We start from the raw sequence: 19,440 nt of genomic DNA on the forward strand, positions 1-19,440 counted from the left end.
GTCGACTCCGAGTCGGGTCTCTACTACTACCGGCCCAACCGTCGTCACGTCGGGACCGTCAAGGTGCTCGGCTGGAGCGACCCGAACGCGACGCCCGAGAACGGCAGCGCCGTCGCGACGCTCTACCTCAACTACCTGGCGAACCACCCCGCGACGGCGACCCGCATCGCGACGAAGCTCGTGACCCGCTACGTCTCCGACACGCCCCCGGCCACCCTGGTCACCAAGCTCGCACAGGTCTACCTCGCGAACGGCACGGCTATCGCGCCGGTGCTGCGAGCCCTCTTCCTCTCCCCCGAGTTCGTCGCGTCGGCGGCCCAGAAGATCCGCACCCCCTACGAGGACGCCCTCGCGTCGTGCCGCGTCCTCGGCCTGACCCCCGAGCCGGTCCCGGCGGCCGGGGTGACGAGCGACCTGCGCAGTCTCTTCTGGCAGATGGGCACCTTCGGGCAGGCACCGATGGGGTGGCCGGCTCCGAATGGCTATCCGGACGTCGCCGCCGCCTGGAACGGCGCGTCGAGCACGCTCAACCGCTGGAACTTCCACCTCGGGCTCGCCGGCAACTGGACGCTCAAGGCGATGAAGCGCCCCGACGTCACGACGCTCGTGCCGACCCCGCTGCCGACGACGTATGCCGCCCTCGTCGATGCGCTCGCCGCCAAGCTGCTCATCACGCTGACGACCGCGCAGCGCGACGCGATCTGCCGGTTCGTCGACCATGCCCCCGGCGACGCCCTCAAGGCGGGTGTTGCGGCCGTGACGTGGCGGCTCCCGTCGATCGTCGCGCTCCTGCTCGACTCCCCCAACTTCGCCACCCGCTGAGGACGACCATGACGACCCATCCCGCGACCGCGTCCACAGCCCCGTCCCTGACCCGGTCCGTGGCCCACTACCCGGCCGAGTCCGGCGTCCCCCCGGAAGGCTGCGGCTGCCCGCAGGGGCAGGTCCTGACCTCGCAGGTCTCCCGCCGCACCTTGCTCGCGGGCGCGTCAGCCCTGGGAGCGCTCGGCGCCGTCATCGGCACCGCCGGCCCCAGTGCCGCCACCCAGCTCGCCTTCGCCGGGACGGCCTACACCGGCGACACGATCGTCATCCTCAGCCTCCGCGGCGGCTTCGACGGCCTGTCCGCGGTGGCCCCCGTCGGGGACCCTGCGTACTTCGCGGCGCGACCCACGATCGCCATCCCCGCGTCGCGGGCGATCACGCTCGACAGCATGTTCGGGCTGCACCCGGCCCTCGCGCCGCTCAAGCCGATCTGGGACGCCGGCGGACTCGCGGCCGTCCACGCGGTCGGCCAGGTCAACCCGACGCGGTCGCACTTCGAGGCCATGGCCACGATGGAGAACGCCGCGCCCGGCTCGACGCTGCGAACCGGCTGGCTCGACCGCATGATCGGGCTGAGCGGCCCGGTCTCGACGTTCGCGTCCGCGTCGGTCGGATCGACCACGTCTCCGCTATCCATGATGGGACCGAACCCCGAGGTCGCCATCCGCACCGTCGACACCTTCGCCCTTGCCGGCGCCGATACGCCGATTGAGCAGACCCGCTGGACGACCGCCCTCAACGCCTTGTATGCCGGGGCGCCCGCCGCGCTCGCGGCACCCGCGAAGGCGACGCTCGGGGCGCTCTCGACGATGTCACCGCTCAAGGCCGCCGGCTACACCCCGGCCAACGGGGCGGCATACCCCAAGGGAGCCGTCGGCGACGCCCTGCGCGACCTCGCCCGCCTCATCAAGGCACGGATCGGCCTGCGGGCGGCGACGGTCGACGTCGGCAACTGGGACATGCACTCCGGCCTCGGAGCCAGCGACTCGGGCTGGATGTTCCGCCAGCTCACCGAGCTCGGCCAGGCGCTCGCCGCCTTCAACCAGGACCTCGGCGCGCAGATGAGCGACGTCACGCTCGTGACGCTCAGCGAGTTCGGCCGCCGCGTCGCGCAGAACGGCTCCGGTGGTCTCGACCACGGGCACGGCAACGTCTCGCTGGTCATGGGCGGCGGGGTCCGCGGCGGGCAGGTGTACGGGCGCTGGCCCGGCCTCGCGGCGGCCAACCTCGACAACGGCGACCTCGCCGGGACGACGGACTACCGGACGATCCTCGCCGAGGCGCTGGAGAAGCGGGCGCAGCTGTCGTCGTCGACCGTCTTCCCCCTGCTCGCCGCCGACCGTCTCGGGATGTTCGCCGCCAAGGCCTGACCCAGGCCGACGCACAGCCGTCCGACAAATGGGTGGGGGGCGCCGACGCCCTGCGCGAGACTGGCCGACGTGGACGAGGTCGAGGTCGTGGTCGCCCATCAGGAACGCGCGACGCTGCGGGTGGGTGACGTGTTCCTCAAGGTCGACGCCGATCCGGCCCGCACCGAGGTCGAGGTCGAGGCGATGACGCTGGCGCCGGTCCCGACCCCGGCGGTCCTGTGGTGCAGGCCGCCCGTGCTCGCGCTCGCTGCCCTGCCCGGGGTGGCGCTCGGTCGCCTCGGCAAGCCGTCGACCGCCTCGGCCGCGGCGTGGGCCGCCTCGGGTGCGGTCCTGCGGGTTCTGCACGACGCGCCGTTGCCCGCGTGGTCCGGGGCCAGCCTCGACGAGAAGGCGGCGAGCCTCGACGCCGAGTGCACGTGGCTCCTGACGAACGACGTGCTGCCGGCCGACCTCGTGACGCGCAACCGTGAGCTCGCCGAGGTCGCGCTGCGACCGTGCACGCCGGTGTTCATGCACGGCGACCTGCAGGTGGCCCACGTCTTCGTCCAGGGAGACGAGGTCACCGGCATCCTCGACTGGTCCGAGGCGGGTCGGGGCTCAGCGATGTACGACCTCTCGAGCCTGACCCTCGGGCACCCCGAGCACGTCGCAGACGTCGTCGCCGGCTACGGCGCGGATGCCGTCGACCTCGACGTGGTCCGAGCGTGGTGGTCCCTGCGGAGCCTGACGGCGATCCGCTGGCTCGTCGAGCACGGCTTCGACCCCGCCGCGCCCGGGTGCGAGATCGACGTGCTCAAGGCCCAGCTCTGAGGCTGCCGCTCGTCGACGCACTCAGCGGTCGATCATCCGCTGCATGGCCTCCGGGTAGCGGTCACCGTGGACCTGCACGCTGGACGAGGCGGTGTCGAGCTCGGCGAGGTCTTCGTCCGTGAGGGTGAGGTCTGTGGCACCGAGGTTCTCGTCGAGGCGCTCGAGGCGCCGGGTCCCCGGGATCGGCACGACCCACGGCTGCTGCGCGAGCAGCCAGGCGAGAGCCACCTGACCCACCGTGGCGCCCTTGCGATCGGCGACCGCGGTGATGAGGTCGACGAGGGCGAGGTTGGCCTGCAGCGCCTCCCGCTCGAAGCGCGGCAGGGAGGCGCGGATGTCGCCCTCGCCGAACTCCGTGGCGGCGGTGACCTTCCCCGTGAGGAAGCCCCGTCCGAGCGGACTGAAGGGGACGAAGCCGATCCCGAGCTCCTCGAGGGCGGGCAGGATCGCCTCCTCGGGCTCGCGCCAGAAGAGGGAGTACTCGCTCTGCAACGCGGTGACTGGCTGCACGGCGTGGGCACGGCGGATCGTGTCGACCCCGGCCTCGGACAGGCCGAAGTGGTGCACCTTGCCCGCCTCGATGAGCTCCTTGACGGTGCCGGCGACGTCTTCGATAGGGACGTCGGGGTCGACGCGGTGCTGGTAGAGCAGGTCGATGGCGTCCGTGCGCAGTCGTCGCAGGGAGCCGTCGACGGCGGCGCGGATGGCGTCGGGTCGGCTCGTGACGCCCGTCTGGGTGCCGTTCTCGTCGAAGGCGAAACCGAACTTGGTGGCGATGACGACGTCGTCGCGGACCGGCTGGAGGGCCTCGCCGACGAGCTCCTCGTTGTGGAAGGGGCCGTAGACCTCGGCGGTGTCGAAGAGGGTGACGCCCCGGTCGACCGCGGCACGCAGGAACGTCACCATCGCGTCCCGTGGTGGTCGCGGGCCGAAGGACTGGCTCATGCCCATGCAGCCGAGGCCGAGGGCGGAGACCTCGAGGCCTCGGGTGCCGAGTGTGCGGTTCTTAATGTGGGTTCTCCTTTGGTCGCGTTCGTGGTGGAAATCGTTGGTGCTCAGAGCTGCCCGGCGGGTCGCAGAAGGGTCTCGTTGATCGCGAGGTGGCGAGGCCGGCTGAGGGGGAAGGCGATGACGTGGGCGACTGGGCCCGGCTGGCTGGTCTGGGTGGTGGTGGTCATGCGCTCATCTCGGTCGTGGTCGGCAGGGGTGCGAGGCCGGTTCAGGCCTCGGGGATGGGGCGTCCGAAGGTCTCGAGCGTGATGTCGGCCGGCTCGGGGCCACCGCGCGTGCCGGTGTCGAGGGCGTCGATCGCGGTCAGCTCGTCCTGGGTCAGGACGAAGTCGAAGACGTCGAAGTTCTCCGCGATGCGGTGCGCCTTGGTCGACTTGGGGATGGCGGAGCGTCCCTGCTGCAGGTGCCAGCGCAGCATCACCTGGGCGGGTGTCTTGCCGTGCGTGGCGGCGATGCCACCGATGACCGGGTCCTGGAGCGTGCTGCCGTGACTGCCGTCGCGGTAGAAGGTGATGCCACCGATCGGGGACCACGCCTGCGTCAGGATCCCGTGCTGGGCTCCGAGCTCCTGGACTGCCTTCTGCTGGAAGTAGGGGTGCAGCTCGATCTGGTTGACCGCGGGCACGACCGTCGCCGCATCGAGCAGGGCGGTGAGGTGGTCGACCATGAAGTTGCTGACGCCGATGGCGCGCACCTTGCCGTCCGCGAGGAGCGTCTCCAGCGCCCGGTACGCCTCGAGCGTCGTGTCGAAGGCGGACGGGAGGGCCTGGTGCAGGATCAGTAGGTCGATCTGCTCGACGCCGAGCTTACCGGCGCTCTTGTCGAAGCCGTGCAGGGTCTCGTCGTAGCCGTAGTCGCTGATCCAGATCTTCGTCTCGAGGAAGACCTCGTCACGGGGCACGCCGGAGCTGCGGACGGCCTCGCCGACCTCGCGCTCGTTGCCGTAGGCGGCGGCCGTGTCGACGTGCCGGTACCCGGTCGCGAGCGCGGCCTCGACCGCGGCGCGCGTCTCCTCCGGAGGGGTCTGGAACACCCCGAGTCCGATGGCCGGCATCTCGACCTCGTTGTTCAGCTGCAGTGTCGTCATGTCTTCGACCGTAGGCGCGAGCCCGTGCCGGTGGCAGTGACGGCCTTGACCGGTAACGCCAGCCCCTCCCTGGACCCGAGCCCACGGCATACGGTCGGTGCATGGACAACAGGGCCGAGGTGCGCGACTTCCTGACCTCCCGCCGCTCGCGGCTCACCCCGGAGCAGGCCGGTCTGACGCTCTACGGGAGCAACCGTCGGGTCAAGGGCCTGCGACGCGAGGAGGTCGCGGTCCTGGCCGACGTCAGCACCGACTACTACACGCGCCTCGAACGCGGCAACCTCTCCGGGGTGTCCGAGTCGGTCCTGGAATCACTGGCGACGGCGCTCCAGCTCGACGAGTCCGAGCGGGTCGATCTCTTCGACCTCGCCCGGGCAGCCAACACCGGCAACCGACGGCGACGGACACCGGTCAAGGAGCAGCTGCGACCCGGCATACAACGCATTCTCGACTCCCTGTCAGCGCCGGCCTACGTCCGCGACAACCGCCTCGACCTGCTCGGTGTCAACGCACTCGGGCGAGCCCTGCTGACCGACCTCTACGACGGCGGCACGACACGCCCCAACCTGGCGCGCTACCTATTCCTCGACGACCGCTCGAGGGACTTCTACGTCGACTGGACCAGGGACGCCAAGGACGTCGTCGCGTCCCTGCGCCTGCAGGCGGGCCACACGCCGTACGACCGCGGTCTGACGGACCTCGTCGGCGAGCTCTCCACTCGCAGTGAGGAGTTCCGCACCTGGTGGGCCGGCCACACCGTTCGGCTCCACCGCACCTCGACGAAGCAGATGCACCACCCGGTCGTCGGGGATATCGAGCTGACCGGTGAGGCGCTGGAGCTGTCCGGAGACGCCGGGCTCACGATCATCACCTACACGGTCGAGCCCGGCACGCCCTCTGCCGAAGCACTGCAGTTCCTCTCCAACTGGGCCACGAGCGAGCCGGCTCCGAGCAGTACCCGCGAGACGACGAGCTGACCGAGTGGCCGGCTGACGGCTCAGCCAGCACGGCGCGAGCCCATCGCTCGGGTCCAGTGAATGCCCGTGCCGAGTTGCGGCCCGGCCGCTGGCGCCCTGATCATCTGGTGATGAACCAGACGCCTGCTGCGACGAAGCTGAGACGTGCCGTACGGGCGGTCATCCTTGCCGAGGACGACCGGCTCCTGCTGTGCCGCTTCAGCCGTCCGCACCCAGCGGTCCCGACGGGCGCAACGGTCGTGTGGGCGGCCCCCGGCGGCGGCATCGAGTCCGGTGAGCTTCCGCTCGCGGCGCTGCGCCGTGAGCTGCACGAGGAGACCGGGCTCGTCATCGACGCAGACCCGCCTCACGTCTGGCACCAGGAGGTCGTCGCGCCCGGCCACGCCGACGGCTACGACGGGGTGGTCAACGACTACTTCCTGGTCCGAACCCCGCTCTTCGATCCCCGGGGCGCCCTGTCCGACGACGAACTCGCCGCCGAGCACATCAGCGCGATGCGATGGTGGCGGCACGCAGAGATCGCCGAATACGACGGAACCGACTTGTTCTCACCTCGCGACGTCGCGACACCGCTGGCGGCCCTGATCGCCGGCGACATTCCGGCCACGCCCGTGGTGCTCGGCCTGTGATTCGCTAACGCAGAGGCGTCTGCTCCTGTCGCCGATGACCCGCGGGCTGCCGACGCTGGTCCTGCACCGACGCGGTGAGCCCGGCGGCTCCGCTCCCGTGGGGCTGGATCGAGCCAGTGCGCTCAAGGAACGCGGAAGCACTCTTCCTGTCATGCCGATGTGAGCGCGTTCCGAGCGCCCGACGATCGAGCTCTATCACGTGTCTCGAGGTCAGCGGCTCTTCACTGAAAGAGGGCGTAGTCGATGACGGACGGGATCTTGATGTCGAGCTTTCCGGGACTCGAGGTCAAGATCTGCTCGTAGCTGAGCAGGAGACCGCTGGCGGCGTCAATGATCATGACGAACCGGGCCGGAAGCCCGCCCGGTTGTGAGCTGGACACACCGACTCCGAGACCCGGTCGCCCCGCGCGGTCGCGCAGCGTGCCGAGCGCCACGACGTCTGGCCGTGCCGCGAGCATCCGCAGCAGCTGCGCACGGACCTTTGGGTCGGGCCGCTGTTCCTTGTAGAGGTCGGTGATGGCCACGAACAGCTCACCAGTGCCCAGTTCACGGATCGGGTGTGCATGCTCCAGTTGATCCCGCAGCGTTGAGGGGTCAGCGCTGAGCGCGCCGTCATAGACCCGCGGTGCCTGTCCTGGGCCGTACTTGTCATCGCGGACGACGGTGCCCGGCGTCGGCAGCTCGAAACCGCTCGCGTCGTAGCCGGCGGGGACCTCGGGGGCTCCGATCCGCACCGTGCGTTGACCGGACCCATCCTCGGCCAAGGTGAAGCTCACCTCTTGGGGGACCACTGCCGACCGGACTGGCTGGTCGTTCAGCACTCGAGTGAACAGCGACCAGGTGGAGTAGCGGCTGCCGAGGGCTCCCTCAAATGTGGACGTCGCGGTGGCCGTCGCGGCCGCGGTCAGGGCCTGGGTTGCCGGGCCACGTTCGCCGAGGCACCCGTCGAGGACGGGCGGAGTGGCTGCAAGCGCGGTGGCGGGCTTACTGCCTGGCAGTAGCGGCGATCCCACGACCAGGATCGATGCGGCGCCGGCTGCGGCGAGGCCTCCGATGACCGCGCGTCGCGGGATCCGTCCTTGGTTTCCGGATCTGGGGGCGCCTGATCGTGGCGTCGCCAAGATCTCAGCGAGGTCCTCTTCGCGCCGGGCGGTGTCGACCACCGTGGCGTCCCTCGGCGCTAGCTGCTTGAGGAGGTCAAGGTCGTTCGTCATTCTTCCTGTCCCTTCAAGCTCGTGACGCTTGCCCACTCCTTCGTCGGGGTGGGCGACTCAAGTTCACGCTTCAGTCGAGTTCTTGCTCGATGCAGACGGACTGCGGCCGCGCCACGGCTGCATCCGAGCGCAGCGGCGAGTTCGGCTCCGGTGAGCTCTTCCCACGCGACCAACAGCAGGACCTGCCGGTCAGTTGGGGATAGCCGGTTCACCGCGGATGCGACCCTGCGTAGCTCCTCGAAGTGTTCGTACCGGACGGTGAGGTCACCGGCCCCAGACGTCGGGTCAGCGTCGTCGAGCGTGACGGTCAGCAGGGGTGCTGATCGGTTGGCCGTCAGCACCACCCTGTGGGCCACACCGAACAGCCAACCGAGCTCGACGGCCGGGATCTCGTCGATACGACGCCACGCCACTAGGAACACCTCTGCCGTCGCGTCGGCAGCCGCGCCACGATCGTGCAGACGCCGATAGGCGAAGCCGTGGATCGCCGCGTAGTGCTGCCGGTACAGCCGACAGAACCGCTGCTCCTCACCCGCCTCGTCGTCGGTCCGCACACCAGTAAGTGTCGCGAAAGTCCGAACGATTACATCGACGAAAGGCGCGCGCGTCCGTCGCGGCTTCTGGTGCTTCACCCAGACGGGCGTGCGAAACCCGCAAGTACGGCGTTGCGGTTCGAAGGAACGTCCGGAAATGCCGCGACGAGCAAGCATGGGAACTCCCATCGGCTAAATGGCAGTGTGTCCGGGAGGTATTGAGTCTTCGCCGAGCTTGACCCGGCGCGACCTCAAGGCCTTCGCACCGGCGAGCTTTTCGATCAGCCATGTTGGGCCGCCCACGTAGCGCCAGTCGTCATCCCAGAGGGTCGAGACCAGCCATGAATGATCGGGAGGGAAGATGAGGTCCGGCAGCGACTCCTTGTCTGTCGCATCGGCTCGCCAGTGCAGAGCCTCGTCCGCGCCGGCTTTCACCAGGACGTACTGATTGTTGTAGACGCGAACGCGCGGTGCCTCTTGGAACACCACGTCCGAGGCCCCCGTTTCAAGCAGACCGATCCACCACTGGCCCGGTGAGGCTCGCATCAGCGCGCCGACGAGCAAGCCGTTCTGCACCTTGATGGCCTCCGGGTCCGGCGGCACCGAGGCCGTGCAGTAGGCCTCGAAGACTGGTGGCACCGCAGATGTCACCGTTCGCCCGACCGCTGTTCCGGCGTTGATCCACGCAACCTCGGCGTCCGTACCGAAAGTCTGCCTTGAGGCGTCCGTCGTCTTGCACATGACGAAAGGTGACCGCACGCGCGGAGGCCACGTCAAGGTCATCCAGTTGATCTATCGCCCGCACAGAGATCGTCCCCTTCTGCCGCTCGGAGGACGGCACGTCCGACATTGCCGCTGCCCGCGCGATCGTGCCGATGAGCGATCTCCTCCTGAATGATGAGCACATGGACCACGTGATCGATCTTGATGAGTTGGCTAGCCGTCTGAACCGGCTGAGACCCGAGTGGGAACGCGTTGCGCACGTGGGTCCATTCACATGGCGCGATGAAGCCGCGCCGTGGCCTCAGCCGATCGTGACTGATCGCTCGATCGTGAAGATGCCGGTGTCCCGTTACGGGTTTAGTGGAGGCTCGGAACTGACGTTTCGACGGTAGCCGTCACGAGGTTCTGTCGGTAGTGCTGGTTCTCGAGCTCGACGGGTGGGATGAGTCCGATCTCGCCGTGGAGGCGTCGGTGGTTGAACCAGTCGATGTACTCCGCGACCGCGATCTCGAGGTCATCGATTGATCGCCACGGACCCCGGTTGCGGATCAGCTCTGCCTTGAACAGCGAGTTGAACGCCTCGGCCAGGGCGTTGTCATAGGAGTCGCCCGTCGAACCGACCGAGGCGACCGCGCCGGCGTCGGCGAGGCGCTGGGTGTAGCGGATGGCGAGGTACTGAACTCCTTTGTCGGAGTGATGAATCAGGCCGGTCGTGTCCCGGCCGGCGCGGGCCCGGTCCCACAACCCCATCTCCAGGGCGTCCAATGCCAGGTCGGTGCGCAGGTTCTTGGACAGCTGCCAGCCGACGACACGGCGGGAGAAGACGTCGATGACGAACGCGGCGTACACCCACCCGGCGAAGGTCCGGCAGTACGTGATGTCCCCGACCCACAGCTGGTCCGGGGCGGTCGCGGTGAACGCCCTCTGCACCAGGTCCGGGCGGGTGTCCGGTCCGCTGCCCGGGATCGTCGTGCGTGGCCCCTTCGCGCGGCTCACGCCCTGCAGCCCAACGGATCTCATCAACCGGTGCGTCGTGCAGCGAGCCACCAGATGACCTTGCCGGCGCAGCTCTGCGTGGACCTTCCGGATGCCGTACACGCCGTAGTTCTCGGCGTGGATCGTCACGATCCGCGCCAGCGTCACCGCATCGCTGATCGCCCGCGCCGACGGCGCGCGCTTCTTGGCCGCGTAGTACGTGCTCGGGGCGATCTGCGTGCCTGCTGCCGTCAAGGCTGTGCAGATCGGCTCGACCCCGAACCGGTCGCGGTGCTCGTCGATGTACTCGACGAGCACCCCGGTCGGCACTGTGGTGCTTACTTCAGCTTGCGGTCGAGCTCCGCTGCGGCGAAAAACGCGGACGCCGTCCGCAGGATCTCGTTCGCCCGGCGCAGCTCCTTGACCTCCCGCTCGAGCTCGGCGATCCGCTTCGCCTCAGCGGTGCTCACGCCCGGTCGGTGGCCCTCGTCGATCTCGGCCTGCTGGACCCAGTTGCGCAACGTGTCCGGGTTGATGCCGAGCTGCTCACCGACCCGTTGCAGTGCGCCTTGCTTGGTGGCCTGATCACGCCGCAGGTCAACGGCCATCCTGATCGCTCGCTCCCGAAGCTCCTCCGGGTACTTCCTCGGTGCTGCCATGACTCTCATCCTTCCGTGGAATGAGAGCCTCCATCAGAACCGGAACGGGACATCTGCTCGGCCCGGTGCAACCGGCGAATCTCTGCCCAGTCCTCCACGCTGATCACCCTCCACAGGCTCACGGAGAGGGGTCCGTTTTCACCCGTCGATCAGGGGTCAGTTTTCACCCGACGCCGACACGGGTTCGAGACGCCCAGCCCAGCACGCCGAGAGCAGCAGGCACGAGTGCGCTAAGCCACAGAGGAGAAGGTCCCGCGTAGATGGCGCTCGCCCATCCCGCTGGGATGCCCGCGAGGATTGCGCAAGATACGACTGCGAATGAAAGTAGTTCGCGGCGGCTGATCTTGGCGGGGAGGTCGGTCATCTCGCTCACAATCGCAACCTATCCGGTGGCCGACCCATGCGGACGACCACGCTGATGTTCGTTGCCACCGTTGAGGGAGACGCCCGACTCTGCCGCCGAGCGATCGTACCGATTTGCGTGAACCCAGAGGAGCGGCTCAATCCCGGTTGCTGGCGAGGTCCAGTGCTTCGGCGAGACCGCATGAACACGCGGCATCCGGCGTCCGGCAGCCGCCCTCGTGGTGGCCGTATCGGCGAAGTGCGCTGGCGAGGACTCCGAGTTTGCGCTGCAGTTCGGCTTCCAATGGCGCGCGGGGTCTCGGTTCGGCCGTCTCGCCCGAATCTCGTCCTGCCAGCGGTGCGTCGTCGCCCGCCCATGTCCGCGCCCGCAGGTATGCCTCGGCGGGGTCGACGCCCAGGCCGATGAGGGCTCCAGACACCAGTGGGTCATCGACCTTGACAACGCCAGCGAGAAGGTGCGCCGTCGTAACACGACTTTGGCCGAGTTCCAGCGAGGTCCGGAGTGCGAGTTCCATGGCCTTTTTGGCGTTCGCGGTAAAGGGAATATGCCCCGAGGACGACCCGAGACGGGATGGTCGGGTACCGACAAGCCGTTCACGAACCCGCTTGAGGGAGACCTGCAGGGCGGCCTCAGCTGGCACTCCACCTGCGCGCAAGACGCCCATCAAGAGGTGCTCCGCCCCAAGTTCGTGGTGGCCCATCGACCGCAGTTCTTCTTGGGCATACACCACCGCTTCGCGCGCATCATTGTCGAACCTGTCGAACACGCCGATCACCTGCCTCCCCGGGGTCGCCCACGATACTCACGTGGTCCCGGTCGAACGTCTACAACGACTACCGCGTTGAGGGCGGCTACGCTCGCCCGATCATGCCGCTACGCGTATGGCCGCAGTACCTCTTGTGATGCCGAGCCGTGACCTCCTCGACCCCGACTGGTGCACGGCATCCGTCTAGCGTGCAGACATGAACTCGAGTGTCTTCGGGGTGGCGGCAACGGCCGTGGTGGTGGTTGCGCTGATGGGTGGGTGCTCGAGTACTGCCTGCACGGCCATCGGCGCGGAGTCAGGGGTGAGCGTCGACATCTCGGGGCAAGGTCGAGGCGAACCGATCACGGCCACCGCCTGCGTGGAGGGACACTGCTCGGACACCTCAGTCCAAGAGGCGGATGGGCCGATCTTCATCGCCAACTCCAAAGTCACCTCCGAAGAACCTACCCGCGTGACCGTGACAGTTCGGAGGCAGAGCGGAGCGGTCCTAGTGCCTTCGCGCGAGACCACGGTGACACCCAAGCGCGTACAGCCGAATGGCCCCGACTGCGATCCGACGGCTTACGTCGCCACTGTCTCGGTAGCACCCTGAACTGCTCAGGGAGACAACGCTGGGGGCCGGCGCCAACACGTCCGCTCATGGCACCCCTTTAGGTCAAGACATGGCGAGGACCGGGGTTCTACGCTCGGGGGTGACGGGTCCGGGAAGAGGCTTGTCCGAAGAGCCGGTGTGGGGTTGTGAGCCGGTCACGCTGGAGTCAGAGTCGTTGCCCCGGTGCCCTCCCGGGCCCGTCACCTGGCCTGTGCGCAGGGTGTACTCGCGTCGAGTCTGGTCGGCGACCATCCGCGTGTACACGACGTTGGACAGGCGTCGCTTGAGGGACCGCATCGCCATCAACGAGGGCGTGCCGCCGGCCTTGCGGGCGTCGTAGAACTCCCGCCCGGGAGTCGGGTTGCGCAGCTGCACGACCGCCATGATGTGCAGCGTCCGGTTGATCCTGCGGTTGCCTGCACGAGAGAGCCGGTGGCGTTGCTGCGCCCCGGAAGACGCATCCAACGGCGCGGTCCCGTTCCAGGAGGCGAACCGGTCCTTGTCGCGGAACCGGTGGATGTCCCCGACGTCGGCCAGCAGCCGCGCGGCGCCGGTCGGGCCGATCCCGGTCAGCTCCAGCAGCGTGGAGCCGCGCTCGGTCACGAGTGCGGTCAGCTCTTTCTCGGCCGTCTTGATCTTGCGGTCGATCACCTCGAGCTCACCGATCAGCTCGACCACCAGACGGCGCCGGGTCTTGCCGACGAGGTCGCGCGGCTTGACCTTGGCGACCAGTGCGCGGGCCTGCGGCGCGGACAGGAACGTCTTCGCCCCGCCCGGAATCAGTTCCAGCAGAAGCCGATGCAGCCGGTTGACCGTCTGCGTGCGGGTTCGGCCCAGCTCGTCGCGGCGGTCGACCATCATGCCCATCACGACCAGGTCGTCCTCGACCACCACGGGCCTGAGCCCGGGCTCGGCCGGGGCGTACAGCGCGGCGAGGGCGACCGAGTGCGCATCGACCGGGTCGGTCTTGCGGGCGTTGCCGGTGGCGAAGACCCGCACCTGCGCCGACAGCTTCGTCGGCACGTCGAGCACTCGTTCCCCGTCGTGGACGAGCCGGTGCGCGATGTGCCGACCGATGCCGTTGCAGCCCTCGACCGCCCACACCCGCTCCCCGATCACGCCGTGGCCTCGGCCCGCGGCCAGCATCGCCGCGTAGCCGGCCTGGTCCGTGTCGAACCGGCCCACCTGCAGCACCCGCCCGCCTTGGTCGATGACCTCGATCGTGGCCGAGCGCCTGTGCGGGTCCATCCCGATGATCACGCTCATTGCCGTGCACCTCCTCGTTCACGCAGTGATGTGGAAGCGGGGAGGGCATCGCTACTTTGAGCAGAACAAACCCCTTTAGAGCCTCTCCTCGCGCGGTGCCCGACGAGAACGCATGCCATGAGAGAGCCACACCAATGACGCCGGTGGGCAGCCGCATATGAGAGCGTCTCGCCGAGCACCTGGACCGAGTCTGGCCGGACACCGATCCTGCAACCAGTCTCTAAGTAGCCGCTCTGAGGGCGGCTACACTCGCCCGACATTGCCGCTGAACGAATCGGCATTCGATCATGCACACGACCTCACGGGAGAGATCGAAAAACCTCTCGCACGCCCGGGTGCGTCTCGGCATGCGGCTCCTCGACCGCCAGTGTCAGAGACCCGGCCGCCCAATCCACAGGGTCTACGCCTCCGTAGCCGAGGTTGAGCAGCTCATGGACCGTCATGATCAACGTGAAGCGCCGCTGAGCGGACCCGACCGACCCCTGTGTCCATCGCAGCTCGATGCCTACCTCACCTTCGAGGGCGACCGCCTCAACAGCATCTACGGCCACGTTGTCGTTGGGGCGGGGTGTCCAGTTCTGCAGTCTCTCGACCAGGTCGAGATCGATGGTTAACTCGCTCACGGCGCCATCCTCGCCTGCCGATGGACGTCCTGTTGCCATTTGTGCCTGCCGTCCTCAAAGCGGATGCCCTCGCGGGGCTGCGTCGACGCGCGGCTCGCCGCCGTACGCCCGTTCGGACACAACATCCGACTTTGCGCACTCGGCGCATTACGAGAAACGTCCTCAGACCTTCCGCAAGACGCCGGAAGGGATACTCATGCTGTGTCCCCTACAGCCGACAGCCGCCCGCTTCTGCGGGTGTTCCCCGACTACAGCGCCGATCCGGTGTGGGATGAAACGGGGATGGCTGACCTCGACCGACTCCAAGTGTCAGACCTACTTCGCAGTGAGCTGCGTCGGTGGGCTCAAGAGTGGGAGGAGCTCATGGGTGTCCGGACATCGCGCTACGCCATCGTTGACGAATCCGGACACAGGTCTTGGGATGAGGAGGGACAGCGGCTGGCTCAACGGCTTCAAGCCGAGCTGGGGGACGCCTACGAGGTCGAATATTGGCGGTGGCCGGCGACGTAGGAGCGTCCGCAACTGCCGCTTGGAGTCAGTGGCGGAACGCTGCAGGAAGGTCCTGAGGGTCGATCAGCTCAGAGGTCAGGCGTCGGACTTTGGCCGCCATCTCGTCCGTGACTGCGACGCCCTCTTGTACTAGCACCCACGCCAAGATCGAGATGCCCTCGGCGGGCTCGCCATGATCGAGTAGCGAGCGGGCATCTGCCAAGTCCATGGCAGGAACCTTGCCCCGCACCTCGTCGAAGAACGCGACACATTCGAGGAGGTAGGCGTTCATGGCGTCGCGACTCGTCACGCACCCATCTTCACGGGTAATGCCCTCTTCTGCCGCTGATGGTGCGCTTCGCCGCGCCGTGGGCAGCCACGCCCACTGGCCTGGAGCGGGCCAGTAACCTCTCTCCTCGCTCAGCCGTGCGACATCGGCTCAAAGCACCGGGCAAATGGGTTCGCGAGTCACGAAGGGCGAGGAACGCGCCGACCTGCTCGAGCCGTCGCACGGAGCGGCCCGACCGGCTGTCTTTGGGCAGTTCCCAACCTGCTCAGTGTCGGGGTCTTGCTTGAGCACCCCAGGAGGGGAAGTTGACGTCTGTATCCCCGCTGACCACGACGCGAGTCTTTCCGCGGCCGGAGATCCTGCAGATCCGGTCGAGCCCGACCCCCGTGTCGTGGCAGCCGGAGAGGATCTCGCGACCGTCGGGAGACCAGACGGCCTTGAAGAACCGCAGTTCTCGCGTCGGCGGGTACATGACGCGCAGGCCGCGCCCGTTCGGCCGAACCGACAGGATGGCACCAGAATCGGCCGCGTCCGGGTTCTCCGGTGCGATGTTGAACGTGATCTGTCGGCCATCAGGAGACCAGTCAGGATGCTCCAACCCAGCGCGGGCCGGGACGACTTCGCGTAGTCCAGAGCCGTCAGCATGGATGACGTATATCGCCTCCAGTTGGCCTGTGGGGCTGTCGCCGACGATGCGGCCGAAGGCGATCTTGGTCCCGTCGGGAGAGAACACCGGTTCAACGTCGATGGCGCCATGGGTGAGTTGGCGCTGGTGCGATCCGTCGGCTCGCATCACCCGGATGGAGATGCTGAAGGGTTCTTGGTCGAACTCGAATGCGTCGAAGGCGATCTTGGTGCCGTCGGGCGACCACCTCGGAACCTCCTGAACACCAAGCGTCGTCGTGAGCGACCGCCGATGCCGGCCGTCGGGCGAGATGGTGGCGATGTGTACGCCGGAGTCATCAGCGAAGTCGAACGCGATCCGTCTGCCGTCCGGGGACCAGTCCGAAAACCCCGTGACGTCCGTGGTGAGACGCACCTGGTGCGATCCGTCAGCGTTGGACGTCCACAGGCTGGGGCCGCCGATGGCGAGGTCGACTCGCCCGAAAGCGATCGGGCCATTTGTCGGCGGCCCGTGTCGGGAACCGCTCCCTGGGTGGTCCGACGCGGCGGTCGGTCCGACGCCAACGAGGCATAGCAGGGTCGAAAGCACAGCAACCAGGAGTGGTTTCCTTGGCATGTTGCGTCCCTCCATGGGGTGCCGAATGATCCGGCACGGCAGGGCGCCTACGACGAAGCGCCGGCTGGCGCCTGTTCTGGAGCTCTTAACCACAAGACACTGGCCCTGCGGTAGGCCTACGTCAACAAGGTTGTCAGTCGTTGCAACCCAACCCCGGGTCACGTTCGACATCGAGGGACGTGCACTCATGTCCGCTCATGCCGCCAATCGGTCGTGCCGATGAGTGCTGATTCTCCTGCGCGGTCCGCGTCGCATCCGCCGCGGGTAACGACCCCGTCAGGTCACGGTTTTGCAAGGTGGTGAGTCTCGAGGGCAGGCATCACGTCGTCCCGGTCTAGCGTGATGTCACCGACAAGGGGGTCCCGATGACGACGACACGGTCCGGCCGGGGGATGCGGCACAGGCAGTGGTGGCTTGCCATCGCACTACTGCCGTTACTTGCAAGCTGCGCCAATGCTCGTCTCGCTCCGACCCCGGAACCCACGACGATCAACGCGCATCGCGATCCTGAACTGGTCGTGGCGGCGTGCACGGCGAGCGGGTTCACGCTCTCGTCCCAGAACGTCTCGGCAACCGATGCCGGAGTGAGATTCTCGGTGAGCAGTACCGGCCCGGCTGGCACCTACGTCAACTTCAGCTGGGACGGAGTTGAGTCCCCGATAGTGGTGTAGCGCGGTCGCCGAGATCGTCCCGGTCGTGGACGTAGGAGCGGCCACCGCGTGATCCCTTCGAGTGAACCTTCCACAGCACTCTCGAACGGAGTCATCACGATGACCGCACCCCATATTGTCGACCCTGCTGGCCTACTGGGCGAGGCCCTGTCCGAGGCGAGCCCGGATCTGATGCGATCGCTGCTGCAGTCGATCATCAACGCGCTGCTGTCTGCGGATGCCGACGCCGTTGTGGGCGCCGAGTGGGGCCGACCGACACCCGACCGCACCAGCCAGCGCAACGGCTACCGACACCGCGACCTCGACACTCGGGTCGGCACCGTCGACGTCGCGATCCCGAAGCTGCGCAAGGGCACCTACTTCCCCGAGTGGCTCCTCGAGCGCCGCAAGAGGGCCGAGTCCGCGCTGATCACCGTTGTCGCCGACTGCTACCTCGCCGGCGTCAGCACCCGACGGATGGACAAGCTCGTCAAGACCCTCGGGATCGACTCCCTGTCGAAGTCGCAGGTCTCACGGATGGCCACCGACCTTGACTCCATCGTCGAGGACTTCCGCCACCGACCCCTCGGCCCGGCGGGCCCGTTCACGTTCGTCACCGCCGACGCCCTCACGATGAAGGTCCGCGAAGGCGGCCGCGTCGTGAACGCCGTGGTGCTGCTCGCGACCGGCGTCAACGGCGACGGACACCGCGAAGTACTCGGCATGCGCGTGGCCACCGCGGAAACCGGTGCCGCCTGGAACGAGTTCTTCGCCGACCTCGTGGCCCGAGGCCTAGCCGGGGTCCGGCTCGTAACCTCCGACGCGCACGCCGGGCTCCGTGAGGCGATCGCCGCCAACCTGCCCGGCGCCGCGTGGCAGCGCTGCCGCACCCACTACGCCTTCAACCTGATGGGCGTGACCCCGAAGAGCATGTGGCCGGCGGTCAAGGCGATGCTGCACTCGGTCTATGACCAGCCCGACGCGGCCGCCGTGGCCGCCCAGTTCGACCGGCTCCTCGACTACGTCCAGGACAAGCTCCCCGCCGTGTTCGAGCACCTCGACCGCGCCCGCGAGGACCTGCTGTCCTTCACCAGCTTCCCGAAGGAGATCTGGACCCAGATCTGGTCGAACAACCCGACCGAACGGCTCAACAAGGAGATCCGGCGCCGCACCGACGCCGTCGGCATCTTCCTGCGTGGTTGTCTGAGCCTTGGGAGCCCGGGGGTGACCCGGAATCTTTCTGTCGGGCCTGAGGGCCTTGACCCCGTTAGGGCCAGTCCCTCCGGGCTCTCTCTTTCCCGGTGGTCCCGTGACCTAAGAGCGGCGTGCTGACCCGTTGTCGACCAGTTCGAGACCGGCGCCAACCGGAGCGAGTTAGCCCGGATGCTTACCTGGATCCAGGCCCTGCCCGTTCCTCGAGAGGTCGCTGTCGAGGGCGCCAAGGGCTTCGGTCGGGCGCTGACGCTGTTGCTCCTGGCGGCTGGGGAAGAGGTCATCGATGTCCCCACGCACCTGACCGCTAAAGGGCGACGCACGAGTCGCCGACGCGGCAAGGATGATGAGGGTGACGCGATCATCATCGCCCGCGTCGCCGTCCAAGAGCAGAACTTGCCCCGGATGGACGCAGCCCACTTGGACGCGGACATGAAGCTGCTGGTTGACGCACGGGACCAGCTCGTTCAAGAGCAGATCCGAGTGCGGAATCGTTTGCACGCGTTGCTGATCGGCCTCTCTCCCGGCCATCGAGCAGTCACCGGCGCGCTGACCAGTAAGGCCGCCGTGAAGCGAGCCCGTCAGCTCGCGATGGCGGAGAGGACCAGCGACCCGGTGCGAGCCCACTTGGCGCTGGTCGCGATTCGGCGACTGGGTTCACTGGAGAAGGAGATCGCCGAGCTGGGGGCGCTGATCGCCAACCAACTTGACCTAGACGTACACGAGCACCTGCTCGCAATCCCGGGGGTGGGACCACTGACCGCCGCGAAGATCCTCGGCGAGACACACGACGCCAGGCACTTCCCCTCCGCGGCCGCCTTCGCGGCCCACGCCGGCGCCGCGCCCATCCCTGCGAGCAGCGGCAACACTTCCCGGCACCGGCTCGCCCGCGGCGGGAACCGCCAGCTCAACCGCGCCCTGTTCACGATCGCCCGAACCCAAGCGCGATGGCACCCAGACGCGCGCACATACCTCGCGCGCAAACGCGCCGAGGGCAAGAGCGCGGCCGAAGCTCGACGGTGCCTGAAACGCCACCTCGCTGCCGTCGTGTACCGAGCCATGATCCGCGACCTGCAAGCCCAAAAGCCACCGCTGCCAAAGGCAAACTCCGACGCCGCTTGACGAGAGCGGCGCCC

17 protein-coding genes, 2 pseudogenes and 1 other annotated feature are annotated in these 19,440 nt (G+C 67.9%); of the genes and pseudogenes, 7 read left to right on the forward strand and 12 right to left on the reverse strand.

The window, feature by feature from the left end; all coding sequences use genetic code 11:
• The 3 genes from AB4Y83_RS21930 to AB4Y83_RS21940 all read left to right on the forward strand — a co-directional run.
• The coding region (locus AB4Y83_RS21930; RefSeq protein ID WP_442298174.1) for a DUF1800 family protein at positions 1-822 on the forward strand (822 nt) is incomplete at its 5' end.
• 8 nt (positions 823-830) lie between these two features.
• On the forward strand, positions 831-2,195 hold the full coding sequence (locus AB4Y83_RS21935; protein WP_442298175.1) for a DUF1501 domain-containing protein: 1,365 nt from the start codon (positions 831-833) through the stop codon (positions 2,193-2,195).
• 69 nt (positions 2,196-2,264) lie between these two features.
• A complete protein-coding gene (locus AB4Y83_RS21940; RefSeq protein WP_442273753.1) occupies positions 2,265-3,005 on the forward strand; it encodes a phosphotransferase family protein in 741 nt (246 codons plus the stop codon).
• 21 nt (positions 3,006-3,026) lie between these two features.
• Here AB4Y83_RS21940 and AB4Y83_RS21945 read toward each other — a convergent pair whose 3' ends face one another.
• From AB4Y83_RS21945 to AB4Y83_RS21955, 3 genes are read right to left on the reverse strand one after another with little or no spacing between them, the layout of a single operon-like run.
• Positions 3,027-4,016, reverse strand: coding sequence for an aldo/keto reductase (locus tag AB4Y83_RS21945; protein WP_442273752.1), 990 nt, complete (start codon positions 4,014-4,016; stop codon positions 3,027-3,029).
• 44 nt (positions 4,017-4,060) lie between these two features.
• On the reverse strand, positions 4,061-4,183 hold the full coding sequence (locus AB4Y83_RS21950; RefSeq protein ID WP_442298176.1) for a hypothetical protein: 123 nt from the start codon (positions 4,181-4,183) through the stop codon (positions 4,061-4,063).
• Between the two features lie 41 nt (positions 4,184-4,224).
• Positions 4,225-5,103, reverse strand: coding sequence for an aldo/keto reductase (locus tag AB4Y83_RS21955; RefSeq protein WP_442298177.1), 879 nt, complete (start codon positions 5,101-5,103; stop codon positions 4,225-4,227).
• A gap of 101 nt (positions 5,104-5,204) precedes the next feature.
• Between AB4Y83_RS21955 and AB4Y83_RS21960 the strand changes: the two genes are divergently transcribed.
• Together AB4Y83_RS21960 and AB4Y83_RS21965 are read left to right on the forward strand one after the other, a co-directional pair.
• Positions 5,205-6,080, forward strand: coding sequence for a helix-turn-helix transcriptional regulator (locus AB4Y83_RS21960; protein WP_442298178.1), 876 nt, complete (start codon positions 5,205-5,207; stop codon positions 6,078-6,080).
• A 110-nt stretch (positions 6,081-6,190) separates the two neighbouring features.
• Positions 6,191-6,709 carry an NUDIX domain-containing protein gene (locus tag AB4Y83_RS21965; RefSeq protein ID WP_442298179.1) on the forward strand — a complete coding sequence of 173 codons (519 nt, stop codon included), beginning with the start codon at positions 6,191-6,193 and terminating at the stop codon, positions 6,707-6,709.
• Positions 6,710-6,930: 221 nt separating this feature from the next.
• On the opposite strand, the gene AB4Y83_RS21970 is transcribed toward AB4Y83_RS21965, so the two are convergent.
• The 9 genes from AB4Y83_RS21970 to AB4Y83_RS22010 form a co-directional block, all read right to left on the reverse strand.
• Entirely contained in the window at positions 6,931-7,923 is a 993-nt protein-coding gene (locus AB4Y83_RS21970) for a hypothetical protein (RefSeq protein WP_442298180.1), read from the reverse strand.
• The gene (locus AB4Y83_RS21975) at positions 7,920-8,555 is read right to left on the reverse strand and encodes an RNA polymerase sigma factor (protein WP_442298181.1); all 636 of its coding nucleotides are present in this window, start codon (positions 8,553-8,555) and stop codon (positions 7,920-7,922) included. The genes AB4Y83_RS21970 and AB4Y83_RS21975 overlap by 4 nt, the downstream gene beginning before the upstream one ends.
• Positions 8,556-8,648: 93 nt before the next feature.
• Positions 8,649-9,197 carry a hypothetical protein gene (locus tag AB4Y83_RS21980; RefSeq protein WP_442298182.1) on the reverse strand — a complete coding sequence of 183 codons (549 nt, stop codon included), beginning with the start codon at positions 9,195-9,197 and terminating at the stop codon, positions 8,649-8,651.
• Between the two features lie 339 nt (positions 9,198-9,536).
• Positions 9,537-10,813 (reverse strand): IS3 family transposase gene (locus AB4Y83_RS21985; RefSeq protein ID WP_442298183.1). Its coding sequence is split into 2 segments (ribosomal slippage): positions 9,537-10,522 and positions 10,522-10,813, totalling 1,278 coding nucleotides; the frame shifts between segments, so codons are not numbered across the junction.
• Positions 10,380-10,535 (reverse strand) — a sequence feature (AL1L pseudoknot). Its footprint overlaps the gene before it by 156 nt.
• A 500-nt stretch (positions 10,814-11,313) precedes the next feature.
• Positions 11,314-11,952 carry a Clp protease N-terminal domain-containing protein gene (locus AB4Y83_RS21990; RefSeq protein WP_442298184.1) on the reverse strand — a complete coding sequence of 213 codons (639 nt, stop codon included), beginning with the start codon at positions 11,950-11,952 and terminating at the stop codon, positions 11,314-11,316.
• Between the two features lie 646 nt (positions 11,953-12,598).
• Entirely contained in the window at positions 12,599-13,801 is a 1,203-nt protein-coding gene (locus tag AB4Y83_RS21995) for an IS110 family transposase (protein ID WP_442298185.1), read from the reverse strand.
• Positions 13,802-14,100: 299 nt separating this feature from the next.
• Positions 14,101-14,424 carry a hypothetical protein gene (locus AB4Y83_RS22000; protein ID WP_442298186.1) on the reverse strand — a complete coding sequence of 108 codons (324 nt, stop codon included), beginning with the start codon at positions 14,422-14,424 and terminating at the stop codon, positions 14,101-14,103.
• A gap of 535 nt (positions 14,425-14,959) precedes the next feature.
• Positions 14,960-15,223, reverse strand: coding sequence for a hypothetical protein (locus AB4Y83_RS22005; RefSeq protein ID WP_442298187.1), 264 nt, complete (start codon positions 15,221-15,223; stop codon positions 14,960-14,962).
• 244 nt (positions 15,224-15,467) lie between these two features.
• The gene (locus tag AB4Y83_RS22010) at positions 15,468-16,241 is read right to left on the reverse strand and encodes a TolB family protein (protein WP_442298188.1); all 774 of its coding nucleotides are present in this window, start codon (positions 16,239-16,241) and stop codon (positions 15,468-15,470) included.
• Positions 16,242-17,212: 971 nt separating this feature from the next.
• Here AB4Y83_RS22010 and AB4Y83_RS22015 point away from each other — a divergent pair.
• Both AB4Y83_RS22015 and AB4Y83_RS22020 read left to right on the forward strand, forming a co-directional pair.
• Positions 17,213-18,283 (forward strand): annotated as a pseudogene (locus AB4Y83_RS22015) (IS256 family transposase); the annotation flags it as partial.
• A 165-nt stretch (positions 18,284-18,448) separates the two neighbouring features.
• Positions 18,449-19,426, forward strand: a pseudogene (locus AB4Y83_RS22020) (IS110 family transposase); the annotation flags it as partial.
• Positions 19,427-19,440 lie beyond the last annotated feature (14 nt).

The sequence above is a fragment of the Terrabacter sp. RAF57 genome, assembly GCF_052113925.1.
In the GTDB taxonomy this organism is placed as follows: Bacteria; Actinomycetota; Actinomycetes; order Actinomycetales; family Dermatophilaceae; genus Terrabacter.